Origin of the sequence: Frankia sp. Hr75.2, from assembly GCF_949319125.1 — a bacterium.
Classification (GTDB): Bacteria; Actinomycetota; Actinomycetes; order Frankiales; family Frankiaceae; genus Parafrankia; species Parafrankia soli.
In genome coordinates this window covers 1-23,570 of record NZ_CASGGV010000155.1, presented here as the reverse complement: position 1 = coordinate 23,570, position 23,570 = coordinate 1, and the positions used below count along the sequence as shown (strand labels likewise).

At 70.2% G+C, this 23,570-nt stretch carries 24 protein-coding genes and 1 pseudogene; 12 read left to right on the top strand and 13 right to left on the bottom strand.

Annotated elements, in window-relative coordinates; all coding sequences use genetic code 11:
• Positions 1–258: 258 nt before the first annotated feature.
• Positions 259–1,908, top strand: a complete 1,650-nt coding sequence (locus tag AC559T_RS12920) for an NAD(P)/FAD-dependent oxidoreductase (protein ID WP_498868859.1) — start codon at positions 259–261, stop codon at positions 1,906–1,908.
• 1,212 nt (positions 1,909–3,120) lie between these two features.
• Positions 3,121–3,594 (top strand): peroxiredoxin, encoded by a 474-nt coding sequence (locus AC559T_RS12915; protein WP_071066521.1) that lies wholly within the window; start codon positions 3,121–3,123, stop codon positions 3,592–3,594.
• A 371-nt stretch (positions 3,595–3,965) separates the two neighbouring features.
• Here AC559T_RS12915 and AC559T_RS12910 read toward each other — a convergent pair whose 3' ends face one another.
• Positions 3,966–4,193 carry a hypothetical protein gene (locus AC559T_RS12910; protein ID WP_146776723.1) on the bottom strand — a complete coding sequence of 76 codons (228 nt, stop codon included), beginning with the start codon at positions 4,191–4,193 and terminating at the stop codon, positions 3,966–3,968.
• 12 nt (positions 4,194–4,205) lie between these two features.
• Here AC559T_RS12910 and AC559T_RS12905 point away from each other — a divergent pair, with 12 nt between their 5' ends.
• The gene (locus AC559T_RS12905) at positions 4,206–4,577 is read left to right on the top strand and encodes a hypothetical protein (protein ID WP_020463613.1); all 372 of its coding nucleotides are present in this window, start codon (positions 4,206–4,208) and stop codon (positions 4,575–4,577) included.
• Positions 4,578–5,724: 1,147 nt separating this feature from the next.
• Positions 5,725–6,723 carry an adenosyl-hopene transferase HpnH gene (gene hpnH, locus AC559T_RS12900; RefSeq protein WP_020463614.1) on the top strand — a complete coding sequence of 333 codons (999 nt, stop codon included), beginning with the start codon at positions 5,725–5,727 and terminating at the stop codon, positions 6,721–6,723.
• A 123-nt stretch (positions 6,724–6,846) separates the two neighbouring features.
• Here the strand turns inward: hpnH and AC559T_RS12895 are convergent, their stop codons facing one another.
• The gene (locus tag AC559T_RS12895) at positions 6,847–7,683 is read right to left on the bottom strand and encodes a helix-turn-helix domain-containing protein (RefSeq protein WP_235014132.1); all 837 of its coding nucleotides are present in this window, start codon (positions 7,681–7,683) and stop codon (positions 6,847–6,849) included.
• A gap of 462 nt (positions 7,684–8,145) precedes the next feature.
• On the opposite strand from AC559T_RS12895, the gene AC559T_RS12890 reads away from it, so the two are divergent.
• Positions 8,146–8,385, top strand: coding sequence for a hypothetical protein (locus AC559T_RS12890; RefSeq protein ID WP_112106913.1), 240 nt, complete (start codon positions 8,146–8,148; stop codon positions 8,383–8,385).
• A gap of 198 nt (positions 8,386–8,583) precedes the next feature.
• Here AC559T_RS12890 and AC559T_RS12885 read toward each other — a convergent pair whose 3' ends face one another.
• Genes AC559T_RS12885 through AC559T_RS12870 form a run of 4 tightly spaced genes read right to left on the bottom strand, consistent with a single transcriptional unit; the run spans position 8,584 to position 12,848 of the window.
• Complete coding sequence (locus AC559T_RS12885) at positions 8,584–9,555, bottom strand: LLM class flavin-dependent oxidoreductase (RefSeq protein WP_498868858.1); 972 nt, start codon at positions 9,553–9,555, stop codon at positions 8,584–8,586.
• A 47-nt stretch (positions 9,556–9,602) separates the two neighbouring features.
• The gene (locus AC559T_RS12880; RefSeq protein ID WP_498868857.1) at positions 9,603–10,793 is read right to left on the bottom strand and encodes an XdhC family protein; all 1,191 of its coding nucleotides are present in this window, start codon (positions 10,791–10,793) and stop codon (positions 9,603–9,605) included.
• A complete protein-coding gene (locus tag AC559T_RS12875; RefSeq protein WP_498868856.1) occupies positions 10,786–11,973 on the bottom strand; it encodes a vWA domain-containing protein in 1,188 nt (395 codons plus the stop codon). The genes AC559T_RS12880 and AC559T_RS12875 overlap by 8 nt, the downstream gene beginning before the upstream one ends.
• Positions 11,970–12,848: an AAA family ATPase gene (locus AC559T_RS12870; protein WP_368952274.1), complete on the bottom strand. Its 879-nt coding sequence runs from the start codon at positions 12,846–12,848 to the stop codon at positions 11,970–11,972. Before AC559T_RS12870 ends, AC559T_RS12875 begins: the two co-directional genes overlap by 4 nt.
• Positions 12,849–12,931: 83 nt before the next feature.
• Between AC559T_RS12870 and AC559T_RS12865 the strand changes: the two genes are divergently transcribed.
• The 4 genes from AC559T_RS12865 to AC559T_RS12850 all read left to right on the top strand — a co-directional run bounded on the left by AC559T_RS12865 (position 12,932) and on the right by AC559T_RS12850 (position 16,136).
• A complete protein-coding gene (locus AC559T_RS12865) occupies positions 12,932–13,567 on the top strand; it encodes a nucleotidyltransferase family protein (RefSeq protein WP_498868855.1) in 636 nt (211 codons plus the stop codon).
• A gap of 141 nt (positions 13,568–13,708) precedes the next feature.
• Entirely contained in the window at positions 13,709–15,031 is a 1,323-nt protein-coding gene (locus AC559T_RS12860) for a xanthine dehydrogenase family protein molybdopterin-binding subunit (RefSeq protein ID WP_498868854.1), read from the top strand.
• Positions 15,028–15,405: a molybdopterin cofactor-binding domain-containing protein gene (locus tag AC559T_RS12855; RefSeq protein WP_498868853.1), complete on the top strand. Its 378-nt coding sequence runs from the start codon at positions 15,028–15,030 to the stop codon at positions 15,403–15,405. Before AC559T_RS12860 ends, AC559T_RS12855 begins: the two co-directional genes overlap by 4 nt.
• 11 nt (positions 15,406–15,416) lie before the next feature.
• On the top strand, positions 15,417–16,136 hold the full coding sequence (locus AC559T_RS12850; RefSeq protein ID WP_131625086.1) for an SRPBCC family protein: 720 nt from the start codon (positions 15,417–15,419) through the stop codon (positions 16,134–16,136).
• Here AC559T_RS12850 and AC559T_RS12845 read toward each other — a convergent pair.
• Together AC559T_RS12845 and AC559T_RS12840 are read right to left on the bottom strand one after the other, a co-directional pair.
• Positions 16,133–16,330, bottom strand: a pseudogene (locus AC559T_RS12845) ((2Fe-2S)-binding protein); the annotation flags it as partial. The gene AC559T_RS12850 and the pseudogene AC559T_RS12845 sit on opposite strands and share 4 nt — an antisense overlap.
• 82 nt (positions 16,331–16,412) lie before the next feature.
• Positions 16,413–17,156 carry an ankyrin repeat domain-containing protein gene (locus tag AC559T_RS12840; protein WP_112106906.1) on the bottom strand — a complete coding sequence of 248 codons (744 nt, stop codon included), beginning with the start codon at positions 17,154–17,156 and terminating at the stop codon, positions 16,413–16,415.
• A gap of 130 nt (positions 17,157–17,286) precedes the next feature.
• Between AC559T_RS12840 and AC559T_RS12835 the strand changes: the two genes are divergently transcribed.
• Both AC559T_RS12835 and AC559T_RS12830 read left to right on the top strand, forming a co-directional pair.
• The gene (locus tag AC559T_RS12835; protein WP_498868852.1) at positions 17,287–17,613 is read left to right on the top strand and encodes a DF family (seleno)protein; all 327 of its coding nucleotides are present in this window, start codon (positions 17,287–17,289) and stop codon (positions 17,611–17,613) included.
• Between the two features lie 511 nt (positions 17,614–18,124).
• A complete protein-coding gene (locus AC559T_RS12830; protein ID WP_498868889.1) occupies positions 18,125–18,463 on the top strand; it encodes a hypothetical protein in 339 nt (112 codons plus the stop codon).
• 146 nt (positions 18,464–18,609) lie between these two features.
• On the opposite strand, the gene AC559T_RS12825 is transcribed toward AC559T_RS12830, so the two are convergent.
• The 4 genes from AC559T_RS12825 to AC559T_RS12810 form a co-directional block, all read right to left on the bottom strand.
• The gene (locus AC559T_RS12825; RefSeq protein WP_498868851.1) at positions 18,610–18,918 is read right to left on the bottom strand and encodes a hypothetical protein; all 309 of its coding nucleotides are present in this window, start codon (positions 18,916–18,918) and stop codon (positions 18,610–18,612) included.
• Positions 18,919–19,115: 197 nt separating this feature from the next.
• On the bottom strand, positions 19,116–20,048 hold the full coding sequence (locus tag AC559T_RS12820; RefSeq protein ID WP_498868850.1) for a hypothetical protein: 933 nt from the start codon (positions 20,046–20,048) through the stop codon (positions 19,116–19,118).
• A gap of 166 nt (positions 20,049–20,214) precedes the next feature.
• A complete protein-coding gene (locus AC559T_RS12815) occupies positions 20,215–20,616 on the bottom strand; it encodes a hypothetical protein (protein ID WP_498868849.1) in 402 nt (133 codons plus the stop codon).
• Positions 20,609–20,992 carry a DUF7718 family protein gene (locus tag AC559T_RS12810; protein WP_498868848.1) on the bottom strand — a complete coding sequence of 128 codons (384 nt, stop codon included), beginning with the start codon at positions 20,990–20,992 and terminating at the stop codon, positions 20,609–20,611. The genes AC559T_RS12815 and AC559T_RS12810 overlap by 8 nt, the downstream gene beginning before the upstream one ends.
• Positions 20,993–21,604: 612 nt before the next feature.
• Between AC559T_RS12810 and AC559T_RS12805 the strand changes: the two genes are divergently transcribed.
• Positions 21,605–22,603 (top strand): pentapeptide repeat-containing protein, encoded by a 999-nt coding sequence (locus tag AC559T_RS12805; RefSeq protein ID WP_498868847.1) that lies wholly within the window; start codon positions 21,605–21,607, stop codon positions 22,601–22,603.
• A 64-nt stretch (positions 22,604–22,667) separates the two neighbouring features.
• On the opposite strand, the gene AC559T_RS12800 is transcribed toward AC559T_RS12805, so the two are convergent.
• Positions 22,668–23,570: aggregation-promoting factor C-terminal-like domain-containing protein (locus tag AC559T_RS12800; protein WP_498868846.1), on the bottom strand; the 903-nt coding region annotated here is incomplete at its 5' end.

Here is a 23,570-nt window from a genome sequence, read left to right as displayed (position 1 = left end):
GACGGGCCCGCCGACGACCCTGCCCAACGGACGATTCCGGGCATTTACCTTAAGAAGTAAATATCGGGACGAAAACTCTATATCGAACGATATCAGGAGAATTGCACGTCCATCCGAGTTTATATTGCGTTTATCTAGACCAACGGACGGATAAGTGGTTCAGTACGCGATTGTGAAGGGATCGGGGGATCTCGAGAGCCCGCAAGCGGAGCGAGACCCGCTGATCATCTCCGATAGCGGCGTACAGGGAGTCACGCAATGAGCGAGTACGACTATTCGGTTGCCATCCTCGGCAGCGGCATCGCCGGCTCGACCCTGGCCAACATCCTCGCCCGCCACGGTCACAGTGTGGTACTCATCGACAGTGGAACACACCCGCGATTCGCACTCGGGGAATCGACGATCGGCGAGACGACCTATCTGCTGAAACTTCTCGCGCAACGTTTCGACGTCCCGGAGCTCGGCCATGTCAGCAGCTTCGAGGGCGTCCGGAAGCACGTCTCGTCCGCGTGCGGCGTGAAACGCAATTTCGGCTTCGTCTACCACCGGGAGGGGGAGGTCCAGGACCCGGAGGAGGTCACGCAGTGCAGTGTCTCGGAGTTCCCGAACGGCCCTGAGATGCACATGCACCGCCAGGACATCGACTCCTACCTCTTCTACTCCGCGGTGCGCCACGGCGCCCACCCGCGGCAGCGGACCTTCGTCGACCATGTAGAGATCACCGACGACGCGGCCACCCTGACGACGCGGGCCGGCGAGCGGATCCGGGTCCGCTACGTCGTCGACGCCTCCGGGCGGAACTCGGTGCTGGCCAACCAGTACGGCCTGCGCGAGGACCCCTGCCGGTTCAGGACACACTCGCGGACGCTGTTCACCCACATGGTCGGGGTCACCCCGTTCGACGAGGTGACCCGGCCCAGCGGACAGCCGTCGCCGTGGCACCAGGGGACGCTGCACCACATCTTCGACGGCGGGTGGCTCTGGGTGATCCCGTTCGACAACCACCAGAGCGCCACCAACCCGCTGTGCAGCGTCGGCCTCAACCTCGACACCCGCCGCTTCCCGAAGCAGCCCGGCGTCACCGCCGACGAGGAGTGGCAGACCTACCTGGACCGTTTCCCCAGCGTGGCGCGCCAGTTCGCCGCCGCCCGGCCCACCTGGGACTGGGTGTCCACCGGGCGCACCCAGTACTCCAGCACCCGGACGGTGGGTGACCGCTGGACCATGATGAGCCACGCCGCCGGCGCCATCGACGCATTGTTCTCCCGCGGCATGGCGAACACCATGCAGGTCATCTACGCCTTCGCGCCCATGCTCATGGACGCCCTCACCGACGGCGACCTCTCGGCCGAGCGCTTCGCCTCCATCGACCAGCTCAACCAGACGATCCTCGACGTGAACGACCGGCTGGTGGCCGGCTCGTACACGTCCTTCCGGGACTTCGACCTGTGGCGGGCCTGGTCCAAGGTGTGGTTCATGGCCTGGAACCTGGGCATCTCGCGGATCGTCGGCACCTACTTCGGCTTCCTCGAGCGGGGCGACCCGGCGCTGTTCGACCGGCTCTTCGACGCCCCCTTCCCCGGTACCTTCTGCCCGGACCTGCCCGAGTTCCAGGACCTGTTCCGCCGGCTCGGCGGTGTGATGGACGAGGTGGACCAGGGCCAGGCGACACCCACCGAGGCGGTCGGACGCCTCGCGGACCTGCTCGGCACCGCCGCCTTCCTGCCCGAGCCGCTGCGCCTGGGCGACGTCCTGCGCAGGTGGCACGACGGCTCGTTCGACGCGCAGCGCCAGATGTACGAGTGGGGCCGCTCGGCATCGCCGCGGCCGCTGCGCCGCTGGTACGACTACGACCTCGACGTGCTCCTGGCCCGCAGCGGCGGCGTTCCGCAACCCGTCACCTTCTGAACCAGCCATTCCGCCGTACCGCCGAGCGCGTCGCCTGCTCGGCGCTTCGGCGCTACGGCGCTACGGCGCTACGTGACGCAGTGGCGTGACAGGACTACGGAGCTGCGATTCCGCGGTTCCACGGAACCGCGGCTGGGCGGCTGGGCGGCTCCGCGGAACCGCGGCGGCTCCGCGGCTCGGCTACCGCGGGAGGGCATGGCGGAGCCGCGAGCGCGGGGCGTGGACGCGAGCCACCAGCGCGTCATGTGACTCAAAGTAGTCGACGGAGACGGCCAGCGGATGCGAAAGAAGTCGCTCGGCGACGGTTCCACCGCGTCAGGAATCGACCCTTCTTTCACCGCCGAAGAGGTCATCCTCCACCATTCCGCGCGCTACGGAACCCGACGGAACGCAGGTCGACCAGCTGGAGGATCCGGGGCCGCCGACCACGTGCCGCAGAGCCACCCGACGACGCAGCCGCCGGTGGAATACCAGGACCGTGCAGTATGCGTTCCGTGTAACCGGAAACGCCAGCCATTCACTTTATCGACACATTGGCGACTCGATATGAGCCGGACCTGGGTGGGCAGACCTTCGCTCGGAGCGGTGCCACAGGCCTGCAATCCCGACCGGCCATTGTCGCGGCACGGAAGGCCCCGCGGACTCCGATTCCCGGAAGCCGGGACCATCGCCGCAGACCAGGGCCCTTGGTCCCTCAATAGAAGAACAATGTCCAGACGACACCACCGCGCACCACCCGTCCCTACACCGAACCTCCCGGCACCTGCCCCGAGGCCCGAGCCGCACCCCAACCCGATCCCATCCCGGCACCAGACAGAAGCGTGGCGACCGAGTGACACCATGGACTCTCTCAGTCGCCACACTTCAGATCCCACGCCCGCTCGGGGCTCGGACGCCCCGTCCCCAGCGAGCTCCGCGGCCCGTGGGTGGGTGGAAAGGTGACCGAAACAGCCGAAAACGTGACACAGCGCTTTACGCCACCGGTACGGTTACCTAATTTAGCCATCCACGGCTTGGCCGTCATCCACCACGGGCGCGGGTCCAACGACCCGGCGCACGCGACCGGTCCCCGCCGCGGCGCACCCGGAAGGAGCCAGATGTCGAGTCTTCTCGACGATCCCACCAGGCGGGTTCACCCCGGCTGCCCCCGTGACCCGGGCCGCCGTGTCATGCCCGGCGGGTCGCTCGGCCGCGAGTGGGGGGTGGCCTGAGATGGCGACGCCCGCGATCGGTCAGCCGGCGCCCGACTTCACCCTGCCCGGCCTGACGCTGACCGGTGAGGAGGCCACCCGGTCCGAGTTCGCCCTCTCCGGGGAGCGGGGCCACCCGGTCGTCCTCGCCTTCTACCCGGGTGACAACACTCCGGTCTGCACGAAGCAGATGTGTTCCTACGCCGCCGGCATCGAGGTGTTCCGTGACCTCGGGGCCCTGGTCTGGGGAATCAGCCCGCAGGACCTCGACAGCCACGAAGCCTTCGCCCGTTCGTATTCTCTCAGCTTTCCCCTGCTCGCGGACGACGACCGCACGGTCGTCAAGCAGTATGGCATCTCCCTGCCAGGACTCGGACTACGCCGGTCGGTGTTCCTCGTGGATGCGAACGGCATACTACGCTGGAAGCAGGTCGGGCTGATCGGTGTGACCTACTCCGACGTGGAGACGATCGCCAAGCAGCTCGCTCAGCTCTGAGCACACGTTCCGCCCTGAGCACACGTTCCGCTCTGAACGCGTGCTCGGCGTGGCCCGTGGCATCGTGGGCGGCTCCCGGTTGTAGGCCGTAGGACCGGAGGGCCGTCCACGGAACGATGGTGGATCGCCTGCCACGTGGGGGCTTCGGGGCGGTGTGGCGGGGCCGAGACCACCGCGGCCACGGGACGAATCGGCCGGGTCGCGTGCCCGTCCCGCCGGCGCCGCCTGCTCCTGGGGCTCGACACCTGTCTTGACCTGCGGTTATACGAATTCAGGTAGACAATCCCACGGACCTCTCAATTTATGCACTCGCGACACTCTAATTGCCTGGTCATCCGATCACCGTGCGAAGTGCTCCACCAATGCACGGGTCAGATCTGCCCGAATCCTGGTGAGATGGCCCTGACAGGCACCTGCGAGTTGGCATTGCCGGGAGAGAGGGCCGCCACGACATGGCGCTCGACGACCCGGAGAGTGCCCCCATTTTCAGGTGGGGCGAAATGCGGATAAGGCTCGGGACCTGGTGGTTTGCACGAGCGGACCGATCCGCCAACGACGAAGGCAGTGACCTGGCTGCCCTGGAAGAAGTTGATGATCACGTGGGAGGCGACATGAACAGCGTCGACGTTGCACTGAAGGAATCGCTGGAGATCGAGGGGGCGACCGGGGTCGCCCTCGTCGACTTCACGAGTGGGATGACGCTCGGCAAGCTGAGCAACATCCATAACTTCGACCTGGAGATCGCGGCCGCCGGGAACACCGAGGTCGTCCGGGCGAAGATCCGCACGATGGAGAGCCTCGGCCTGCAGGACACCATCGAGGACATCCTCATCACCCTCGGTCGGCAGTACCACCTGATCAGGCTTCTGAGCAGCCACACTGGGCGCGGCCTGTTCCTGTATCTGGTGCTGGACAAGAGCCGCGCGAACCTGGCGATGGCCCGCCACCGGTTGCGCACCATCGAGTCACGCCTCGACATGTGACGTCCGCCAGCTCGTGGTCGGCCGCCGCCGGCACGGTCCGCCCGGGACGGCGCTCCCGCGGCGGGGCCGAACCACGAGCGCGCCGGTGCCGGCCCCGACGACGCTGACCGGCACCGGTTCCCGATGACGCCGCCCGACAACGGTTCCTGACAACGGTTCCCGACAACGCCGCCCGGCACCCGCCGGATCGTGTCGGCTACGAAGCCACCCCGGCTCCAGCACTGGACGATCAGGCGCACCGCGCCCGGCACCGTGATCACCACCGGTGCACACCACCTCGACGGCACCGACGCCCAAGCCGGCGAACGGAACCCGTCGGCCCGCGCGACCGGGCGGGCCACACGTGGCCGCGCACCGCCCGCGCCCACGCGATCTCCGCCGTCTCCTCGACTGCCTCTGCGCCCCCGTCTCCTCCGCGCGTTCCACTCCCTCTGCGCCCGCGGGCTCCTTCGTCTCCCCCAGGCCGGGATGCCGCGGCCGAGCGTCTGCTCCCCCGCATACACGTCGATCGCCCCCGCCGGCCGCCGGAACCGGCTCCGCCGGGCGCCCCCGTACTGGTATCGGCGCCCCGAGGCCGCGCCGGGACGATTCCGCGTCCCGGGACCGGGCCCGGTGCCGGTGCCCGCCGAGACGTACCGCGTGACCGGGGTCTTCAGTCCGGTGGCGGCATCCGACGGCCCGCCCGCGTCCCGGTACCGGATGGCACGGTGACCCGCCCGCCCGATGACCCGGCACGTTCGGGCGCGGCGCATTTCCGCCCACCGGGTTACGGTCGTGGCTCCGACCTGCTTCGCCGGGCCTGACTGGCCGGGCAACGGCTTTCGCGGGTGCGTACGCGAGCAGTCGGACGTCCGCCGCCTCGACGGGCGTTGTGCCCTTGACGATGACCTAAGACGGGCCCAAAGGTCCAGTTCGATGTGAGACCGCGGTAGCCGGCGGGTACGTGAAAATCGCATCTCGCTTCGGTAAACGGGCTGGTGGCGACATAGTTGACCGAAAAAAGATCTCGGCCAGCCGGTTAAGTAGCTCTCATCGAAGAATTTTTCCAAGAACTAGATAAGGCGCCTCCTTAGACTTAGGGGAGCGGTACGGCATCGCGACTCCACCACCCACCAGGCGAACGTAGATCAACACCGGAAGGGTGAATATGAGCATTCCGCGGCGTCAGGCGATCAAGATCGGTGCCTATCTGCTGAAGCAGAAAATCGCACGTCGAGACAAGTTCCCGATCACGCTCGAGCTGGAACCGCTGTTCGCGTGCAACCTCTCCTGCGAGGGCTGCGGCAAGATCCAGCACCCCGCGGACGTCCTCAAGCAGCGCATGCCGGTCGAGCAGGCGCTCGCCGCCGTCGACGAGTGCGGCGCGCCCGTCGTGTGTCTGGCGGGTGGCGAGCCGCTGATGCACCCACAGATCGAGCAGATCGTGGAAGGCCTGGTCAAGCGCAAGAAGTTCATCTACCTCTGCACGAACGCGGTGCTGCTCCCGCGCAAGATCGACAAGCTGAAGCCCTCGCCGTACCTGTCGCTCGCGGTGCACATCGACGGGCTCGAGGACCGCCACGACGAGTCCGTGGCGAAGAAGGGCGTCTTCGCCCAGGCCGTCGACGCGATCAAGGACGCGCAGGACCGCGGATTCCGGGTGACGACGAACACCACGTTCTTCAACACCGACACCCCGCAAACCGTCATCGAGGTGCTGGACTTCCTGAACAACGACCTCAATGTCGACGGCATGATGCTCTCGCCGGCCTACGCCTACGAGAAGGCCCCTGAGCAGGACAAGTTCCTGGGCGTCAAGGAGACTCAGGAGCTTTTCCGCAAGGCGTTCGCCGACGGCCGGCGCAAGCGCTGGCGCATCCAGCACTCGCCTCTGTTCCTCGACTTCCTCGAGGGCAAGGTCGACTTCCCCTGCACCGCGTGGGGAATTCCGTCGTACTCCCTCTACGGCTGGCAGAAGCCGTGCTATCTGATGGGTGACGGATACGCCTCGAGCTACCAGGAGCTTCTCGACACCACCGACTGGGAGTCGTACGGCCGCGGCCGCGACCCCCGCTGCGAGAACTGCATGGCCCACTGCGGCTACGAGCCGACGGCCATCGCCGCCACGCTGACCTCGCTGCGGGAGTCCATCCGCGCGACGCGCTGAGACACTCGGCGAGCGGATGCGGAAGATGATCTCGGTGACGGCGGTCGCGTCCTCCGGCCGGAGGGCGACGACCGCCGCACCGAGGTCCTCCACGCTGCTCCGGCTCGCCGGTTCCAGCGGCCGTCACGCCACCTTCGGAAACTGTTTCTTGAGGCGGTCGATCAGGGTCACGGTGGCCTCCTCCGAACGAGCCATCGCTCCCCACCCCTCGATGAACAGGCCGTCGTAGCTGAGGCCGACCCAGCGGCCGGTGAGCCGGTCACCGTGCGGGTGCAGCGAGAGGAACAGCGTGCCCTTCGACCGCACCGGGCCGTCGACCGCCACGTACCAACCCATGACGATCTCGTTGTCGAAGACGCGCAGCTCGCCCGACCAGAGGTAGCCGCCCTCCTCCAGGGCCAGCCCGCGCGAGACCGCCTCGATGCGGAGGACCTCGCCGGCCTGCTCCACGCTGACCTCCTGCGAGGAGCGGATCTCCTTGCCGTCCCGGAAGGTCTGCCAGGACGTCCACCACCGCCCCGACAGGTCGATCCGGCTCGGTGCCGGGGGCCCGGCCGCTCCGGACCGGGGCGCGGGAACGGCCGACGCGCCCGACGATGCCGGTGCATCGGACAGTGCTGGCACGGCCGGCAGGGCCGCGGCCGCCGCCGGCCCGACCGCGACGGCGCCGCCCCCGACGATGAGCTGTCGGCGATCCGTGATGTCCACCTCCTCCGGGACTCCCCGCCAGATGACGCCCGCCTGACCGCCCTTGTCCTCCAGCCACGCGTGACGGCGCAGCTCGACGAGCGCGCCGCCGGCGTTCAGCTCCGCGTCGATCGCGGCCACGAGCGACTGCGACGGCACGCCCAGCAGGCCGCGCTCGGCCTTCGAGAGGTAACTCGGTTGGTAACGCACCCGGTTGGCCAGCTGGGCCTGGCTGAGCCCGGCGGCCTTCCTGCGCTGGACGATTGCGCCCAACAACTTGGCGAGACAGGGTTGTATGTGCTTCACATCGTCTACCCGGGGTCCTCGGTTCTGGTTCGTCGCCGACCGATTCCAGCTGGTCTGACTGTTGTCACACCCACGCGGGCGAGGCGCCGGCCGCCAGGGCCGCCACAATTCGTCCGCTGATCTCCCGTGCTGATCGTGCCATACCGGACCGTCCCGTTGACCGTGCCGCATTCGACGCGCCGGTGGCTCTGTGTCCCTTCCTCCGCATGCCTGCAGTATGACGCCACTCACACCCTCGCCCGATCGCCCGTCATGGTGGACCGTTGGTCGAAGGGAGAGGGGACGCCATCCAGCAGGAACACCGCCCGAACCGGAGCGATACATGACAAAGGGGCGCCGACTCGTCGAGGCCGACCTCGTCGAGGCCGACAGAGTGGCATTAGATTCATTTAAAGAAGTTAAATTCATTTTCCGCAGAGCGAGGCCGGCGTGACGACGCCGAGCCCCCTGCACCCCCCGTCCGAGGAGAGCTGGCGGCACGTCGAGCACGCCGTGCGCGGGAAGTGGGCGGCACCCAGCGCCTACGCCGTCGTGCTCGTCGACGACGCCGGGTCCCCGACCTCCGTCGTCGGGACGTTCCCCGGCCCGATGTCAGCCGAGATGTACGGGCGGATCGTCGGCGCCGACTTCCGCGTCGTACGGGTGGACCCGGCCGATCCGGGGATCTGACCGCGCGGGCCGCCGGCCCGCGAACACGAACGCCGGGCTGGAATCGCGAACCCGGGGTTCCACGGGCCCGAAATGCTGATGCCCGAAGCCGGTTCGGGCTTCGGGCATCAGCGTTCGGGAACCAGGGATCAGTACGGTCCGCCAGCGGCCAGAAGCGGCGTCGACCGCCGGCGGGCGCGAATCAGACGGGGCGACGGATCAGCGGAAGGCCGGCAGAACCTCGCGCTCGAACAGGCGCAGGCTGTCCCACGCCGACTCGGGCGGCATTCCCCCGCACAGCGGGTGGAGCTGGGTGAACGCGAATGACGCGGCCTTCTGCTCGGCCACGAGCTGTTCGGGCGTCAGCACCCGGTACTGCCCGGTCGTGCGCAGATGGTCGGCATCGGCAGCCGTGCGGTACGGAGAAACCGCGTTGTTCTGGGCCTGCCAGACGCCGTAGGCGTTCGTCTCGTGGAGGAAGAACGGCGACATTCGCTTCCAGCCCTCGTCGGCGTCCTCGGCGAGCGCGGTGACCTGGTTAGGGCCGATCGGGCTCGGTCCGGGATCGGGCCGGCCGAGCTTCTGGACCTCGTCGCGGTAGAACTCCCAGACCTCCGGCACCGAGGGGACGAAGCCGTCGGCGATGCGTGCCGCGCGACGGGCGGCCGGCTCGCTGCTGCCACCGAGCGAGATCTGCGGGCCGCCGGGGCGGAAGGGACCGGGGGTGAGGTGGACCGTCCGGCCGCGGTATTCGAACGGCTCGCCGGAGAACGCGGCCTTGAGGGTCGTCACGGTCTCGGTCACCCGGCGCCCGCGTTCGGACATCGGGATGTCGAACATGGCGAACTCCTCGCGGACGTACCCGCCCGCGACGATCAGGTCGACGCGACCCTTGCTGATGTTGTCGAGGAAGATCAGGTCCTCGGCGAGGCGCAGCGGGTCGTGAAACGGTGCGATGAGCGCCGCGATACGGAAGCGCACCTTGGTGGTGCGGGCGGCCATCGCCGCGAGCATCGGGATCGGGCTGGGAAGGTAGCCGTCCGGCGAGCCGTGGTGCTCCGAGACCGCGATGGTCACGCAGCCCAGCTGGTCAGCCCACTCGGCCATGTCGAGGGCCGCCGCGTAACGGTCGGCCATGGTCGTACCGGCGAGGTCCGGATTACGGAAGTCGAAGCGTAAGGCGAACAGCACGGCCGGAGAGTAACAGGAATCAGATCCGTGCGATCGGCACTCGACGTTCAGCCGTCATGGGCCGACGCCCGCACGTCACCGGCCGGCGCAGATGGATCACCGAACGTCGTGGATGGGTCACCGGCCGGCGCGGACAGGTCATGGTGGATGGGGCCGGACAGCTGCCGTAGCTGGGCGCCCGATCCCCCGTGCCGCGTCGCGATGATCTCCGCGGCGATGGAGATCGCGGTCTCCTCCGGTGTGCGCCCCCCGATGTCCAGGCCGATGGGCGCGTGCAGGCGGGCCAGGTCGGCGTCGGAGAAGCCGAGCTCCCGCAGCCGCCGCGCGCGGTCGGCGTTGGTGCGGCGCGAGCCCATGACGCCGAGGTAGGCCAGCGGCCGGCGCAGCGCGACCTCCAGGAGCGGCACGTCGAACTTCGGATCGTGGGTGAGGACGCAGACGGTCGTGCGCTCGTCCACCGCCGTCGCGGCGAGGTAGCGGTGCGGCCAGTCGACGACCACCTCGTCGGCCTCGGGGAACCGCCTGCGGGTGGCGAACGTCGCCCGTGCGTCGCACACGGTCACCCGGTAGCCGAGGAAGGCGCCCACCCTGGCCAGGGCGGCGGCGAAGTCGATGGCACCGAAGACGATCAGCCGCGGCCGCGGCGCGTAGGAGGCGACGAAGACGGCACTGTCGTCACCGCGCCGCTCGCCGTACGGGCCGTAGCGGACGATGCCCGTCCGGCCCTGCTCCAGCATCCCGCGCGCGTCGTCGCGGACGGCCGTGTCGAACCGCGCGCTGCCGAGGGTGCCCTCGACGGAGCCCGGCCGGACGACGAGGCGGGACCCGACGGTGCTGGTGCCCACCCCGCTGACCAGCGTCGCGACCGCGACCGGCCGGCCGTCCCGGACGTCGGCGAGGATCCCGCCGAGCTCGGGGAACGTCCGCCGGCTCACCGCCTCGACGAAGACGTCGATGATGCCCCCGCAGGTGAGGCCCACCGCGAACGCGTCGTCGTCACTGACCCCGTAGCGCTGCAGGACGGGGACGGACGTCGCGCGGCACTGCTCGGCCAGGTCGTACACGGCCCCCTCGACGCAGCCGCCCGAGACACTGCCCACGACCGAGCCGTCCGGGGTGACAGCCATCGCCGCGCCCGGCTGGCGCGGGGCCGACTTCCAGGTGCCGACGACCGTCGCCAGGCCCACGGTCTCCCCCGCCTGCCACCAGCTCTCGAGGTCGGGGAGCACGTCACGCATCGGAGATCACCTCGGCAAGTCCTCGCAGTGCCTGGAACGTATGCCCGGCCAGCAGGTCGTCCACGTGGGGAAGCGCCGCGGACATACCTGCGGCGGTCGGCGTGAACCCGTCCCGGCCGGTGTGCGGGTTCACCCAGAGGACCCGGTGCGCGAGCCGGGCCAGCCGGGCCATCTGCTCGGCGAGCAGGGTGACGTCGCCGCGCTCCCACCCGTCGGACACGATCACCACGACCGCCTGGCGGGCGGTGCCCCGCTGCCCCCACAGGTCGAGGAAGGCGCGCAGCGACTCCCCGAGGCGGGTGCCGCCGCTCCAGTCGGGAATCGCCTCGCCGGCCGCCCGCAGGGCCTCCCCCGCGTCCCGCAGCCGCAGCGGACGGGTGAGTCGCGTCAGCCTGGTCCCGCAGGTGAACACCTCGGTGGCGAACGGGGCGACCCGGACGGCGGCGTGCGCGAAGCGCAGCATCACGTCGGCGTAGGGGCTCATGGAACCGCTGACGTCGACGAGGAACACCAGCCGCCGGGGCCGTACCCGCGGGCGCGCGCGGACGAGCTCACCGGGCTCGCCGCCGTCGCGCAGCATGGCGCGCACGGTGCGGCGCGGGTCGAGCCCGCGGTTCCCGCCGGGCCGGCGCCGGCGGCTGGGACGGGACCCGACCCGGGGGGCGAGCAGGCCGACGAGCCGGTCGATCTCGGCCCGCTCCGCCGGGCTGAGGTCCGCGACGTCGCGGCGGCGCAGCAGCTCGACGTCGCTCGCGCCGACGGGGAGCGGGTCGGCCGGGCTGTCGTCACCGTCGTCGCGCGCGGTGCCGGCGCCGCTGGACGGCCAGACCCGCACCGCCCGCGACGACGGCGCGACAGCCCCGGCGGCGGCCTGCCCGGGCAGCCCGTCGAGGCGCCCGCGGAACCACTCGTCGAACAGCGCGTCGTAGCGCGGCAGGTCGTCCGGTTCGGCGCACAGCGCCAGGCGACCGGCCCAGTACACGTCGGCGGCGCTGGTGGGATCGAGGTGGGTGAGTGCCTGCACCGCCGTCGCGACCCGGCTCGCGTCCGCCGCCGCGCCGGCGCCGCGCAGCGCGCGGGCGAACCCGGTCAGGGCGACCAGCGGGTCCGGTTCGGCGAGCGGACCCGCGGCGGACGGACCCGCGGCGGACGGACCCGCGGCGGACGGCCGCGCGTTCACGTCAGCCCGCCGACGATCTCGCCCAGCTCCCGCTCTGCGCGGACGATGTCCTCCCGGTACTTCAGCACCGCGCCCAGCGTCATCCGCGCCGCCTCCCCGTCGAGGCGGGAGCGGCCGAGGGTGTGCAGGGCCAGCGCCCAGTCGATCGTCTCGGCGATGCCGGGCGGCTTGAGCAGGCCCGCTTCCCGCAGCCGCGCGGTGGCCCGGGCGACGTCCGCGACGAGCTGGCGCGCCGCGCCCGGCACCCGCCGCCGGACGATCTCCACCTCCCGGGCGAAGTCCGGATGGTCCAGCCACAGGTAGAGGCAGCGGCGCTTCAGCGCGTCGTGCACCTCGCGGGTCCGGTTCGAGGTGATCACCGTCAGCGGCGGGACGTCCGCCCGGATCGTGCCGATCTCCGGGACCGTCACCGAGCCCTCGGCGAGCACCTCGAGCAGGAACGCCTCGAACTCGTCGTCAGCGCGGTCGATCTCGTCGACGAGCAGGACGGCGGGGCTCTGCTCGAGTGCCTGCAGCACCGGGCGGGCGATCAGGAAGCGGCGGTCGTACAGCGAGGCCTCGATCTCGCCCGGGTCCGCGCTGCCGGCGGCGGCACGCAGGTGGAGGACCTGGCGCGGGAAGTCCCAGTCGTAGAGCGCCTGGCTCACGTCGATGCCCTCGTAGCACTGCAGGCGGATCAGGCGGGCCTGGCAGACCGTGGCCAGTGCGTGCGCCAGCGCGGTCTTGCCGACGCCGGGGTCGCCCTCCACGAACAGCGGCCGGCCCATCCGCAGGGCGAGGAACGCGGCGGTGGCGACGCCCTCGTCCGGCACGTACCCGGCCGCGTCGAGCGCACCGGCCACCGCCGCCGGGTCGGCGAAGTCACGTAACGGCATGACGGCGAGTCTGGCATCCTCCCCGCCCCGGTTCCCGCCACGCGGGCGGGACCAGACTGACCGACGGGACCAGACTGGCCGGCATGACCGGACACGCACCGGCCCGGATCGTCGCGGCTGTGCTCGCGGCGGGCGGCGGCAGCCGGATGGGCGCGCCGAAGGCCGAGCTCGTCGTGGGCGGGGCGCGACTGGTGGACCGCGCGGTGGCCGCCGCGCGGGACGCCGGCTGCCCCTGGGTCATCGCGGTGGTCCGCGACGGCACGGTCGTGCCGGGCGCGGACGTCGTGGTGAACCCTGACCCCGGCCGCGGGCAGCGCAGCTCGCTCACACTCGCGCTGGACCGCGCCCGCGGCCCGGCGCCCACTGCCGATGCGGCGGGGGTAACCGCGGTCGCGGTGCTGCTGGTCGACACCCCCGGGATCGGCGCGGACGCGGTGCGCGCCGTCCTGGCGGCCTGGCGGCCGGGCCGGGTCGCCGTCGGCCGCTACGGCGGCCGGCGCGGACATCCGATCGTCATGGCGCCGCGGCTGTGGCGCGAGGCGATCGCGCTCGCCGGTGCCGACGAGGGTGCGCGCCGCTTCCTCGCCGCGCACCCGGATCTGGTCGACGAGGTGCCGGTCCCGGGTGATCCCGCCGACCTCGACACCCCGGAGGATGTACGGCGCTGGCCCGGTTCCCGCCCGTCCGCGGCCGGCACCGCCGCGGACGCGCCCTCCTGAGCGGTCGCCCAACATCGTCGAGCCCGGACGGCTAGAGTCGTGCGCCGGCGGCATGTGAGACGTACGCGACATCTGTGACGTACGCGGTATGCCGGCTATCCGACCGTCCGGCCGTCCGGCGCACGAACGGAGCAGGTGCTCATGCGCGAGACCACCGCGGCGCGTTATGCGGGCACCCGGGTCCAGCGGGTGGAGGACGGGCGCCTGCTCACCGGGCACGGCACGTTCGTGGACGACGTCCGGCGGCCGGGCATGCTGCACACCTGCTTCGTGCGCAGCCCGTTCGCCCACGCCCGCGTCACCCATGTCGACATCTCGGCCGCGCTGGACCTCCCCGGTGTCCACGCCGTGTTCCTCGCCGCCGATCTCAACCCGGACATCCGCGAGCAGTGGTACACCTCGATGGGCAAGGACATCCCGGACACGCCCCGGCCGGCGCTCGCCTCGGACGAGGTCCGCTTCGTCGGCGACCCGGTCGCCCTGGTGATCGCCGAGAGTCGGTACATCGCCGAGGACGCGACCGAGCTGGTCGAGGTCGACTACGACCCGCTGCCCGCCGTCGCCGACTACCGCGACGCCGAGACGGCGGACGCCCTGGTGCACGAGGCCTACCCCGGCAACGTCGCCGGGAGGATGGGCGGCCCGCCGCCGGCCGCGGCCGAGGAGGTCTTCGCCGCCGCGGCGCACGTCGCCGACGAGACCATCTACCAGCAGGGCTACGCCGCGGTGCCGATCGAGACCCGCGGGCTGGTCGTCGAGTGGTCCGCCGGTGAGCTCACGATCTGGGCTGCGACGCAGGCCCCGCACGAGGTCCGGGCGTTCTGCGCCCGGCTGCTCGGCCTGCCCGAGCAGTGCGTCCGGGTCATCATGCGCGACACCGGCGGCGGCTTCGGCCAGAAGGTCATCCCGCTGCGCGAGGACATGTGCGTCATGCTGGCGGCCCGCAAGGTCCCCGCCGCGATCAAGTGGATCGAGGACCGGCGCGAGAACCTGATGTCGGCCGGCCAGGCCGACATGCCGTACGTGAACCCGTGCGGGATGCCCTACGACCACATGTCCCCGCGGGAGACCTTCGACCTAGCGTTGGAGATGCTCGACTACGGGGCGTTCCGCCGCGAGCAGCACGAGGCCCGCGCGGCCGGCCGCTACCTCGGGGTCGGCACCTGCAGCTATGTGGAGCCCACCTCGACCGGGATGGGATACTACGCCACCGAGGGCGCCACGATCCGTATCGAGCCGTCCGGCGCGGTGAACGTCTATGTGGCCGGCGGCTCGACCGGCAACAGCATCGAGACGACGGTGGTGCAGCTGACCGCCGACGCGCTGGGCGTCGACCTCGACCAGGTCGCCACGATCCAGGGCGACACGGCGGTCACGCCGTTCGGCGCCGGCACCGCCGGCAGCCGCAGCGGCTCAAGGTCACGCTGCTGCGCCACATCGTCGGCGAGGACGTCGGCCCGATGATCAACCCGAACGTCGTCGAGGGGCAGATCGCCGGCGGAACCGTGCAGGGCATCGGCGGCGCCCTGCTGGAGAACCTCGCCTACGACCCCGACGGCAACCCGCTCGCCTCGACGTTCGTCGACTACCTCCTCCCGACGACCACCGAGGTCCCGACGATCGAGTACGGCCACCTGGAGACCCCCGCGCCCGGCCCGGGAGGCTACAAGGGGGTCGGCGAGGGCGGCGCGATCGGCTCGGCCCCGGCGGTCGTCAACGCCGTAGCCGACGCGCTGGCCCCGTTCGGAGTGAAGATCACAAGTTTGCCCGCCAGCCCCGCGACGATCGTCTCGCTGCTGGAGAAGGCGCGCCGGTCGTCCGCGGCGCCGACACCGTGAGGACATAAGCAGTGGAGCTGACCAACGAGTTCCGGGTCGCCGTGCCGATCGACCGGGCATGGGACGTGCTGACCGACCTCGAACTGATCGCACCGTGCATGCCGGGCGCCGAGCTGTTGTCGGTCGAGGGCGAGGAGTACCGCGGCGCGGTCAAGGTGAAGGTCGGGCCGATCACCGCCCAGTACAAGGGCAAGGCCACCTTCCAGGAGAAGGACCACGCCGCCCACCGGGCCGTGATCAGGGCTGACGGCCGCGAGACCCGCGGCCAGGGCAACGCCAGCGCGGTCATCACCGCCACCCTCACCGAGGACGGCGACGCGACCGCCGTCCGGCTCTCCACCGACCTCACCATCTCCGGCAAGGCCGCGCAGTTCGGCCGCGGCGTGCTCGCCGACGTGAGCGCCAAGCTGCTCCGGCAGTTCGTCCAGTGCCTGGAGAGCAACGTCCTCTCCGCGGCCCCCGCCTCCGTACCCGACTCAGCACCTGACGACACTCCCGTTGCCGCGGCGGACGTTCCCGCTCCTCACCAGGAAGCTGCCACGCGCCCCGCTCCGCGCCCGGCCGGCGGGGACATCACAGCCGCCCGCGCGGAGGCGCGCGGCCAGGAGCCCGTCCCGGTGAACCTGCTCGGGACGATCGCCGTGCCCGTGGCGAAGCGGATGGCACCGGTCGCGGCGGTGCTCGTCGTCGCCCTGTGGCTGATCCGGCGCGCGGGACGGCCCCGGCGCTAACCGTCCGCGCTGGTTGCACCGGTGGCCGCGGCGCGGCGCACCGCCTCGAGGATTCCCTGGTAGCCGGTGCAGCGGCAGTAGTTCCCCGACAGGCCCTCGCGGATCTCCTCGTCCGACGGGCTCGGGATGTCGCGCAGCAGCGCGGTGATGGAAATGACGAAACCCGGGGTGCAGAAGCCGCACTGCAAGCGCCTTCGCCGGGCCCACCCGGCTCAGTGGACCGGCAGGGGTGCGGTGGTCAGTGGAGGCGGTGTGCAGAGGATGCGCTGGTGTTCGTCAGCACTGTGTCTTGCTGGTGGTTCCGGTGGACCGGGCGCCGCGGTGGTGCAGCCAGGCGACGAGTTCGTTGGCTCCGGTGCGTTGGGCGGCGTCGAGAGGTGTCAGGTCGTCGTAACCGACCCAGTTGATGTCGGCGCCGTGGTCGAGGAGGTATTCGGCGGTGCGGCGTTGGCCGCCGTGGCAGGCGCTCCAGAATGCGCGGGTGGTGTCTTCGGCGGTCGGGGGCGGTGTCGCGTCGAAGGCGGCGGTGAGGCGGTCGAGCAGGTCGAGGGCGGCGGCGTGCCAGAGGGTGGTGCTGGCGCCGCGTTCGACGAGCCGCCGGGCGGCTTTCCACTGGCCGAAGGCGCAGGCGTCGTCGAGCGGGGTGCCGCCGCCGATGACCGCACCTTCGGCCTCGATGTCGGCTCCGGCGTCGAGCAGCGCGTCGAGGACGGCGACGTCGTCGCTGCTGGCGGCCCAGTGCAGCGGGGTTTCCGTGTGGGGCCCGGTGAACCGGGCGTCGACGTCGGCGCCCGCCTCGACCAGGGTGGCCACGGTGGCGGGGCCGTTCGGGTAGTGGCCGGGCCAGTCGGTGGCGACGTGAAGCATGGTCCGGGACATCCCCTGGTCCCCCTCGTCTCCGAGGTGAACGGTGGCAAGTTCGGGGTGGTCGGCGAGTAGCTGGCGCAGTGTGGGCAGGTCGCCGGCGTGGACGGCGGCGACCGCGGCGACGGCGCGCGGGTCGTCGGTGCTGATGAACACAGCCGGTCCTCTCGCTTTGTGACCGGCACGTGCCGGCGGCGGGCGTCGTCGCCCGGGTCGAGTGTTGCCGGGCGTGAAAGGTCGGTCAACGCTGGTGTGGGCCACTCACTCTGACCGGACGGAGGCGAGGGTGACGGTGCTTGTCGAACTGCTCTATGTCACGGACTGCCCGAACTACCGGCCGTTGCTGGCCCACCTGGGTGACCTGCTGACACGTGCGGGCGTGCACGAGCCGGTGCGGCTCGTCGAGGTCGAAGGTCCCGAGAGGGCGCGGACGCTGCGGTTCCTGGGCTCGCCGACGCTGCGGGTCGACGGCCGCGACGTCGACCCGTCGGCGGCGAGCCGGATCGACTACGGGTTGCAGTGCCGGGTCTATCCCACCGCCGACGGCTTGCGCGGCAGTCCGCCGGACGACTGGGTGCTCGACGCGGTCACGGACGCCGCCGGGGGCCGCTAGCTGGGGCGGCCTTCAGGACCGACGCCACTCGGGCGCGCAGCGGGGGACCCGCAGGCCCAACTCACCGAGTCACCGAGCAGAGTCACCGAGCAGGGCGGCGAGGCCAGGGCTTTCGGTCTTTCGGTGTCGAGGGCGCCGAGCAGCAGGCGCTCGTGCGGTTGGGGCGGCGGAGTCCCAGCGTGGGCCGTCGCCCCGCCCACCGCCGACCACCCGCCACGCCGCCACGCCGCTTCCCGCGCTAGGCCGCCGGTCCCGGGGTGGGGCAGCGGGGCCGGCGGTCGAGGCGGGCGCTCCCGGCCGCACAGTCGCCAACTCCGGGAGTGGCCAGGCAGCACCCAGCTCGCCCCCTGCCCTGCCTCTAACCGGGTAAACCCGGGGCGGGCAGCTTGCCGCCGGGCCGGGCTAAAGAGGTCGGGGCCGAGCTCGGCCGGGACCTGTTGTCCCCGCATTGTCCCCGCGGCGGCTGCACGACCTGCGGCACTCGTCGGCGTCGATCCAGCTTGCGGCCGGGGTGGACCTGGCCCTGGTCTCCAAGCGGCTCGGTCACTCGTCGTCGTCGATCACCGCGAACCTGTACGTCCATCTGCTGCGCTCGGCGGGGCAGCAGGCGGCGGAGACGGTGGCCGCGGCGATCCCCCGTCCAGCGCCACGTGGGCACCCTGTGGGCACCAGCGGAAGCGCGGGCACCGGGATTTCGGAGGATGGAAGAGAAGTGCCTGGTCAGCGGCCCGTCCGTGCTGGACGGGCCCGACCGCGAGGGGCGGAGGCTCGGGGATTTGAACCCCGGAGGGGGTATAAGCCCCCAACCGCATTAGCAGACCGTTTCACCTCGTGTGGCGCCGGTCGGTGAAGATCGGCGCCGGGTGGTTTGCCCCGGCCAGGCCGCATATGACGTGCGGTCTGGCCGGGTGCCGGTAGGTCGCCCTCGGTGCCGTTCGTGCCATCCACGTGCCATCCGGCACCGCGCGACGGCGCCAGGCGGGACGAGCCGCCGATCTAGCTGACGGCGTCGGGTGGGAGCACGTCGGCGTTGACCGGGCAGAGGTTGAGAACAGCCAACGTCATCAGGGTCCGGGCCGAGATCTCGTCGGCGCCTGTCTGGGTGCGGACGGCCTGGACGATGATCTCGAATCCGGCGCGACGCATCTCCGGTGTGCTGGCGTCCTGCGTGTCGAACAGTCGGCAGGTGCTGTGCCCTACCCCCAGGATCGCTTCGTCTGTGGCCGTGAGCAGGCTCTTGTCGCCGAGATTTACCATGCGGGCCTCGGAGATGAAGTTGTCAGGGCCGGGCGGCGACGTCCTCATGGCCATGACCTCTGGCAGCTCGGGTACCGGAGTGGACGCGGCGGTTCGGGTCGGCTCGACGTCTGCGCTCGACGGCGCCCCTTCCGCCCGCGTCCCACATCCCGCCGCCCCGACCGCGACCAGCAGTGCCAATGATGCCCACCGTGTCCTCATCTGCCCCCCTCGGTGAAGAGGGTCAGGCTAGCGGGCCAGCGATGTCACAACTCAGGGGTGGATGGCCGACGGCGCCCTTGGGCCTGCGCGTAGGCGTTCAGCTGGTCCACTGCTCGTTCCAGAACCGCTCGATCCTCACCGTCAAACGCGACGCACTCGTCCTCCAGACGCTTGGCGAGTTGCCGCCAGGGCGGCGACCGGTGGTCCTTGATGCCGAAGATGCCCATGCTCGTTCTGGCAAAGATCCGTTTGCCGTTCCGTAGGACGTGTACGGCTTGCTCGAGGTGCACCCGCCCATCGTTAGTGGCGTAGTCGAGCGCGCCCTCCAGGTCTTGGGCGAGCGCGATGTGGCTTGGACTTGTCCTCCTCCGACGGGCTAGGGAGGGCGATCCGTCCTCCCCTTCATCCGCCGATAGCTCGTCCCGCGCACGCGACGGCTGTTGGCGAGTCTCCCTGGAGGATAAAGATCTTGTTATCGGTCTGACGAGTCTGCGCTTGCGGATCCGGTCAGAGATCGCCTTCTCCTTACGCCCGTGAAGATCGGCGATCTTTCTATCGGTCAGACCTTCGGCCAACCGGGCATCTAACTGGTCCTCCTCAGCCGAGGACCAGACCTCTCCGCCCCGGAACTCGCCTGCGTGCCAGTCGATAGATTCGATCTCATCGAGGGCGAAGTCGCCCAAGTCCCAGCCTGCCGACTGGACGTACGCACGGCCGTCTCTGATCTCGACTCCGTCGGCCTGATCGAATGCCTGCACCTCTCGCACAGGGCGCCTGAGCGTCAGGCGGACACCCAGCGTGGGCTGCTTGGGCGGCGTGGCGGGGTCGGGGACGCTCCGTCGGAGGATGACGAGGGTTGTCCCCTGCGGGTCCGGAACGATCGAGGTGGTTGACCATCCCTCGGCACCGAGGGCGTTGAGTTCCCTCTCCAGATCGTCTCGGGCTAGATCGACAACCTTGTACTGGTGTAACGCCACAGGCGGACTCTCCCGGTCTGCCTGTGGCGCTGGGGCCAAAACACAGCGATCGCTCTGCCCCTGTTTACCGGCCGTCCGAAATGCCCGCTTACCACCCAAGTGGAGAAATAGAGGTCAGCTGATGGCCAAGGAGGCGGGTTCCACTTCGCCTCCTTGGCCTGCCCGATCAGGCGCCGATCAGCTCCTGCTCGCCAACGAGCCGCGTCTCTCGATCGGGTCGGATGCGGTGACACTGCTGCGGTCCGTAGTCCCGCAGCAGGACGACCAGCATCTCCATCGGAGAGTCGTCATGGATCGGGTGGCTAGCCTTCGAGGCGGTCCCCGGCGGGTCGGGAGTGACGGTGATGATGGCTATAGAGAGGCCGAGGTCGACAACCACGTTGGCGGATCCGCCGTAGTCGTCGACACGGTCGAACACGTAGCCCACCGAGTCCTCACGGAGCGCCACCACGACGGGTCGTTCGCCGTCGGGGGCCTGGATTGGGAGGGACACGCCGAACTTGGGGTTGCTGGTCGCCTGGAAGATCTTGCGCGCGACAGCAACGCGCCGACGAGTCAACTCATCCATCTCTCCACCTCCGTTCGTTCGCTTCACAGGTCTCGGCGTTGATCAGCGTCTCTGTGATCTTGCGTCCGTGCTCGATGTCCTCTTGCCCCTGGATCGGGAGCAGATCTTCGCGGTCGCCTTCCGGGTTCCTCCGTGTGTACCGGTGTACATGAACGATCCCATGATCACAGTCAACACGCATGACGTTCACCCAAGCGTTACGGTGCAGTACCTGCTGTCCGAACGCGAAGTCGACTAGGTTCCAATCGTCGTCGAACTCGTCGCGGTAGACGATCCGTGACGTCTCCCCGACAGCTACCGAGTAGCGCCAGGTGTGCTCGGGGTTCGGCTGACCTCGCCACGGTTCCCCCCGCTGCTCGGGCAGCGGGAGGGACATGTCGGCAAGGCGCTTCTCGTGCGCTCGACCCTTGGGCGGCCCCATGGTGCCGGCCCTAACCGAGGCTCGACGGCATGGTAGTCATCTGCTCGCTCTCCATCGTCTGCGGGATGTGATCTACCGGTAGCCTCGGCGCTGTCTGGCCTCGCGGTTCTTCCGCCCCTTGCGGCCCGACCGCCAGATCCCGAGCGGTGGTATGAGCCAGAGACACATCCGCCCGAACCAGGCCGTGGGCTCCCACCACCAGCCGACGCAGAGCCAGTACATGGCGCCGTGTGCGTTGCGGGCAGGCCCGCGGTAAGCGGCCTGGCGGCGGGGTGGTTGCTGTGGCGGGCCGTACGGTGTGGGTGGCTGCTGCCAGCGCGGGTCGTAGTACGGCTGTGGTGGTGGCTGCTGCCGGTGCGGACCGCCACCTTGCGGGTAGCCGCCGGGATGGTGGTAGGCCATCGTCGCCCCCCTGCGTCGATTGGTCTGCGCACGCTAGCGGTTAGCGCGAAAGCAAACAGCTAGCGGGTTCGTCTGTTGATGCCGGGACCATCGCTGGTTGACCGAGTTGATGCGACGGCTCCGGGGAGGGGCATCCGGCCATCCACGGTGGCGTACAACCTCCCCATGGCCGACAACGGGGAAGCGCGCCGGCGGACCGGCCGCCGCGGGCTGTGGATCGCCGCCGTCGGAGCGGTCTGCGCGGTGGTAGGGATCTGGCACCTGCCGGACCGGATGTATCCAGGCGGCGAGGTCGAGATGGGGCAGGCGCGGGCGGCGCTGCAAGGCGGGCTGCTCACGGCAGCGGCTGCGCTCACTGCCGTGGCTGGGGGTCTGATCGCGCTGGACGAGACCCGGCGGGCGAACCGGGACACCCACGTGCGGGAGCTGTACGTGGAGGCGGTGAAGCTCCTCAACGACGCCGAGCTTGGGATCCGGCTGGCCGGGATCTATGCCCTGGAACGCATCGCCCGGGACAGCATCGCCGACCAGCGCACCGTCGTCGAAGTCTTGGCCGCGTTCGTCCGTCAGCGCACTCACCACCAGGCCACGCCCACCCCCTCGCTGCGGCGGCCACCACCAGGGCGGCGTTGGACCCAGCCATCTCCCGGAACCGGTGACGATGCACCTATGCGCCTAACCATCGACATTCAAGCCGCGCTTACCGTCCTCGGCCGCCTTCCGAGACGCCGCGGCGTCTCGCGCGCCGACCTCAGCGGGCTGAGCCTAATCAACGCTGAGCTGGTAAAGGCAGACCTCGCTGGCGCTCAATTGGCCGAGGTCAACCTCACCGACGCTCGGCTGAGCAAAGCGAACCTTACTGGCGCTTATCTGCCTGGAGCCAACCTCGCCAGGGCCTGGCTGTTCAACGCGGACCTCTCAAGCGCTCATTTGGTCGACGCAACCTTTGCCGATGCCAAGCTAGATCTAGCAGATCTCACCGGCGCCTGGCTGTTCGGCGCGAACCTCACTGGCGCCTGGCTACGCGGGACAAACCTCGCTGGCGCAGTTGGGTTGTCACAGGAGCAGGTGGATGCAGCCCGGGGAGATGGGCGGACACGGTTGCCAGCAGGGTTGACGCATCCGGCGTCGTGGAGGCCGGAGGAGCCACCGGACGAGAGCTGACACCCAAGTCTCGTCGAGGCGTCCGCCTCGCTCACCCACGCGCCGACACTCCAAGTGCGAGTAGTCAGATGACCCCCTCGCCCTGCTGGAGCATCTGGTCGAGGGTGTCGAGGAGGCCGATGTTCCCCTGCTCGACCATCCCCCTGATGGTCTGCGCGTCGATGGCCCCGTCGGCGTGGATCGTCTGCTGGATCGCGCCGGCCGCGATCGTGACTCCACCGCTCGGCTTCTCCTTGGAGACCCACTCATCCTTGCCGGTGCCGTTGTAGGCCATGGTCCAGCCGGGGTGCAGCGGCCCGCCCTGGTCGTACCAGTGCGGCGAGCGTGACAGCCACTTCGAGTAGGCGCCGGCTGGCGTCCGGTAGTCGGCCCGGCCGGCGATGTAGTCGAGCATCCAGCGGAGCTGAACCCGGTAGTCGTTCCGGTTGCCGTAGGCGTCGAGCTTGGAGGCGGGTAGCGCCTGCGGGATTCCGAAAGCACCCGAGGACGGGTTGCGCGCCATCGGGTTCCAGCCGGACTCCCCCATGACCAGCGCGTTGAACGACCCCCACTGGGCGCCCCAGCCGCGGGCATCGAGCAGCCCCTTGGCGTACTGCTGGATGACGCCGGTCGGCGCCGAGGCCGCAGGGCCCGCAATGGCTGCCGTCGCGTCATCCTTGCCGCGCACCCACTCGACGAGCTGGTCCATGGGCTTGAGGCCGAGCCTGCCCAACCAGCCCTTCCAGTCGCCCCCCTCGCCGAGGGTGGAGCGGATGAGGCCCTTCACGGGGCTGAGGGCGGCAGAGAGGCCCGCGGCGAGGTTCCCGCGTACGAATCCGACCACCGCGCCGGCAACGTCGCCGACAACGTCTCCGATCGCCCCGACAGCCCGCCCGCCGGTGGCGTCCCACAGGTCGCCGACCAGGCCCCCGCCCTTGAATCCGGGGATACCCCGCCTCGCCGCCCAGCTGGCGATTTCGGGGACGAG

Coding starts and splice junctions, on each gene's coding strand:
- AC559T_RS12805 (WP_498868847.1), top strand. CDS start 21,605: ATGGCCGACAACGGGGAAGCGCGCCGGCGGACCGGCCGCCGCGGGCTG.
- hpnH (WP_020463614.1), top strand. CDS start 5,725: ATGAGCATTCCGCGGCGTCAGGCGATCAAGATCGGTGCCTATCTGCTG.
- AC559T_RS12810 (WP_498868848.1), bottom strand. CDS start 20,992: ATGTCCCTCCCGCTGCCCGAGCAGCGGGGGGAACCGTGGCGAGGTCAG.
- AC559T_RS12815 (WP_498868849.1), bottom strand. CDS start 20,616: ATGGATGAGTTGACTCGTCGGCGCGTTGCTGTCGCGCGCAAGATCTTC.
- AC559T_RS12880 (WP_498868857.1), bottom strand. CDS start 10,793: ATGCGTGACGTGCTCCCCGACCTCGAGAGCTGGTGGCAGGCGGGGGAG.
- AC559T_RS12855 (WP_498868853.1), top strand. CDS start 15,028: ATGATCAACCCGAACGTCGTCGAGGGGCAGATCGCCGGCGGAACCGTG.
- AC559T_RS12905 (WP_020463613.1), top strand. CDS start 4,206: ATGAACAGCGTCGACGTTGCACTGAAGGAATCGCTGGAGATCGAGGGG.
- AC559T_RS12825 (WP_498868851.1), bottom strand. CDS start 18,918: ATGAGGACGTCGCCGCCCGGCCCTGACAACTTCATCTCCGAGGCCCGC.
- AC559T_RS12920 (WP_498868859.1), top strand. CDS start 259: ATGAGCGAGTACGACTATTCGGTTGCCATCCTCGGCAGCGGCATCGCC.
- AC559T_RS12860 (WP_498868854.1), top strand. CDS start 13,709: ATGCGCGAGACCACCGCGGCGCGTTATGCGGGCACCCGGGTCCAGCGG.
- AC559T_RS12870 (WP_368952274.1), bottom strand. CDS start 12,848: ATGCCGTTACGTGACTTCGCCGACCCGGCGGCGGTGGCCGGTGCGCTC.
- AC559T_RS12865 (WP_498868855.1), top strand. CDS start 12,932: ATGACCGGACACGCACCGGCCCGGATCGTCGCGGCTGTGCTCGCGGCG.
- AC559T_RS12915 (WP_071066521.1), top strand. CDS start 3,121: ATGGCGACGCCCGCGATCGGTCAGCCGGCGCCCGACTTCACCCTGCCC.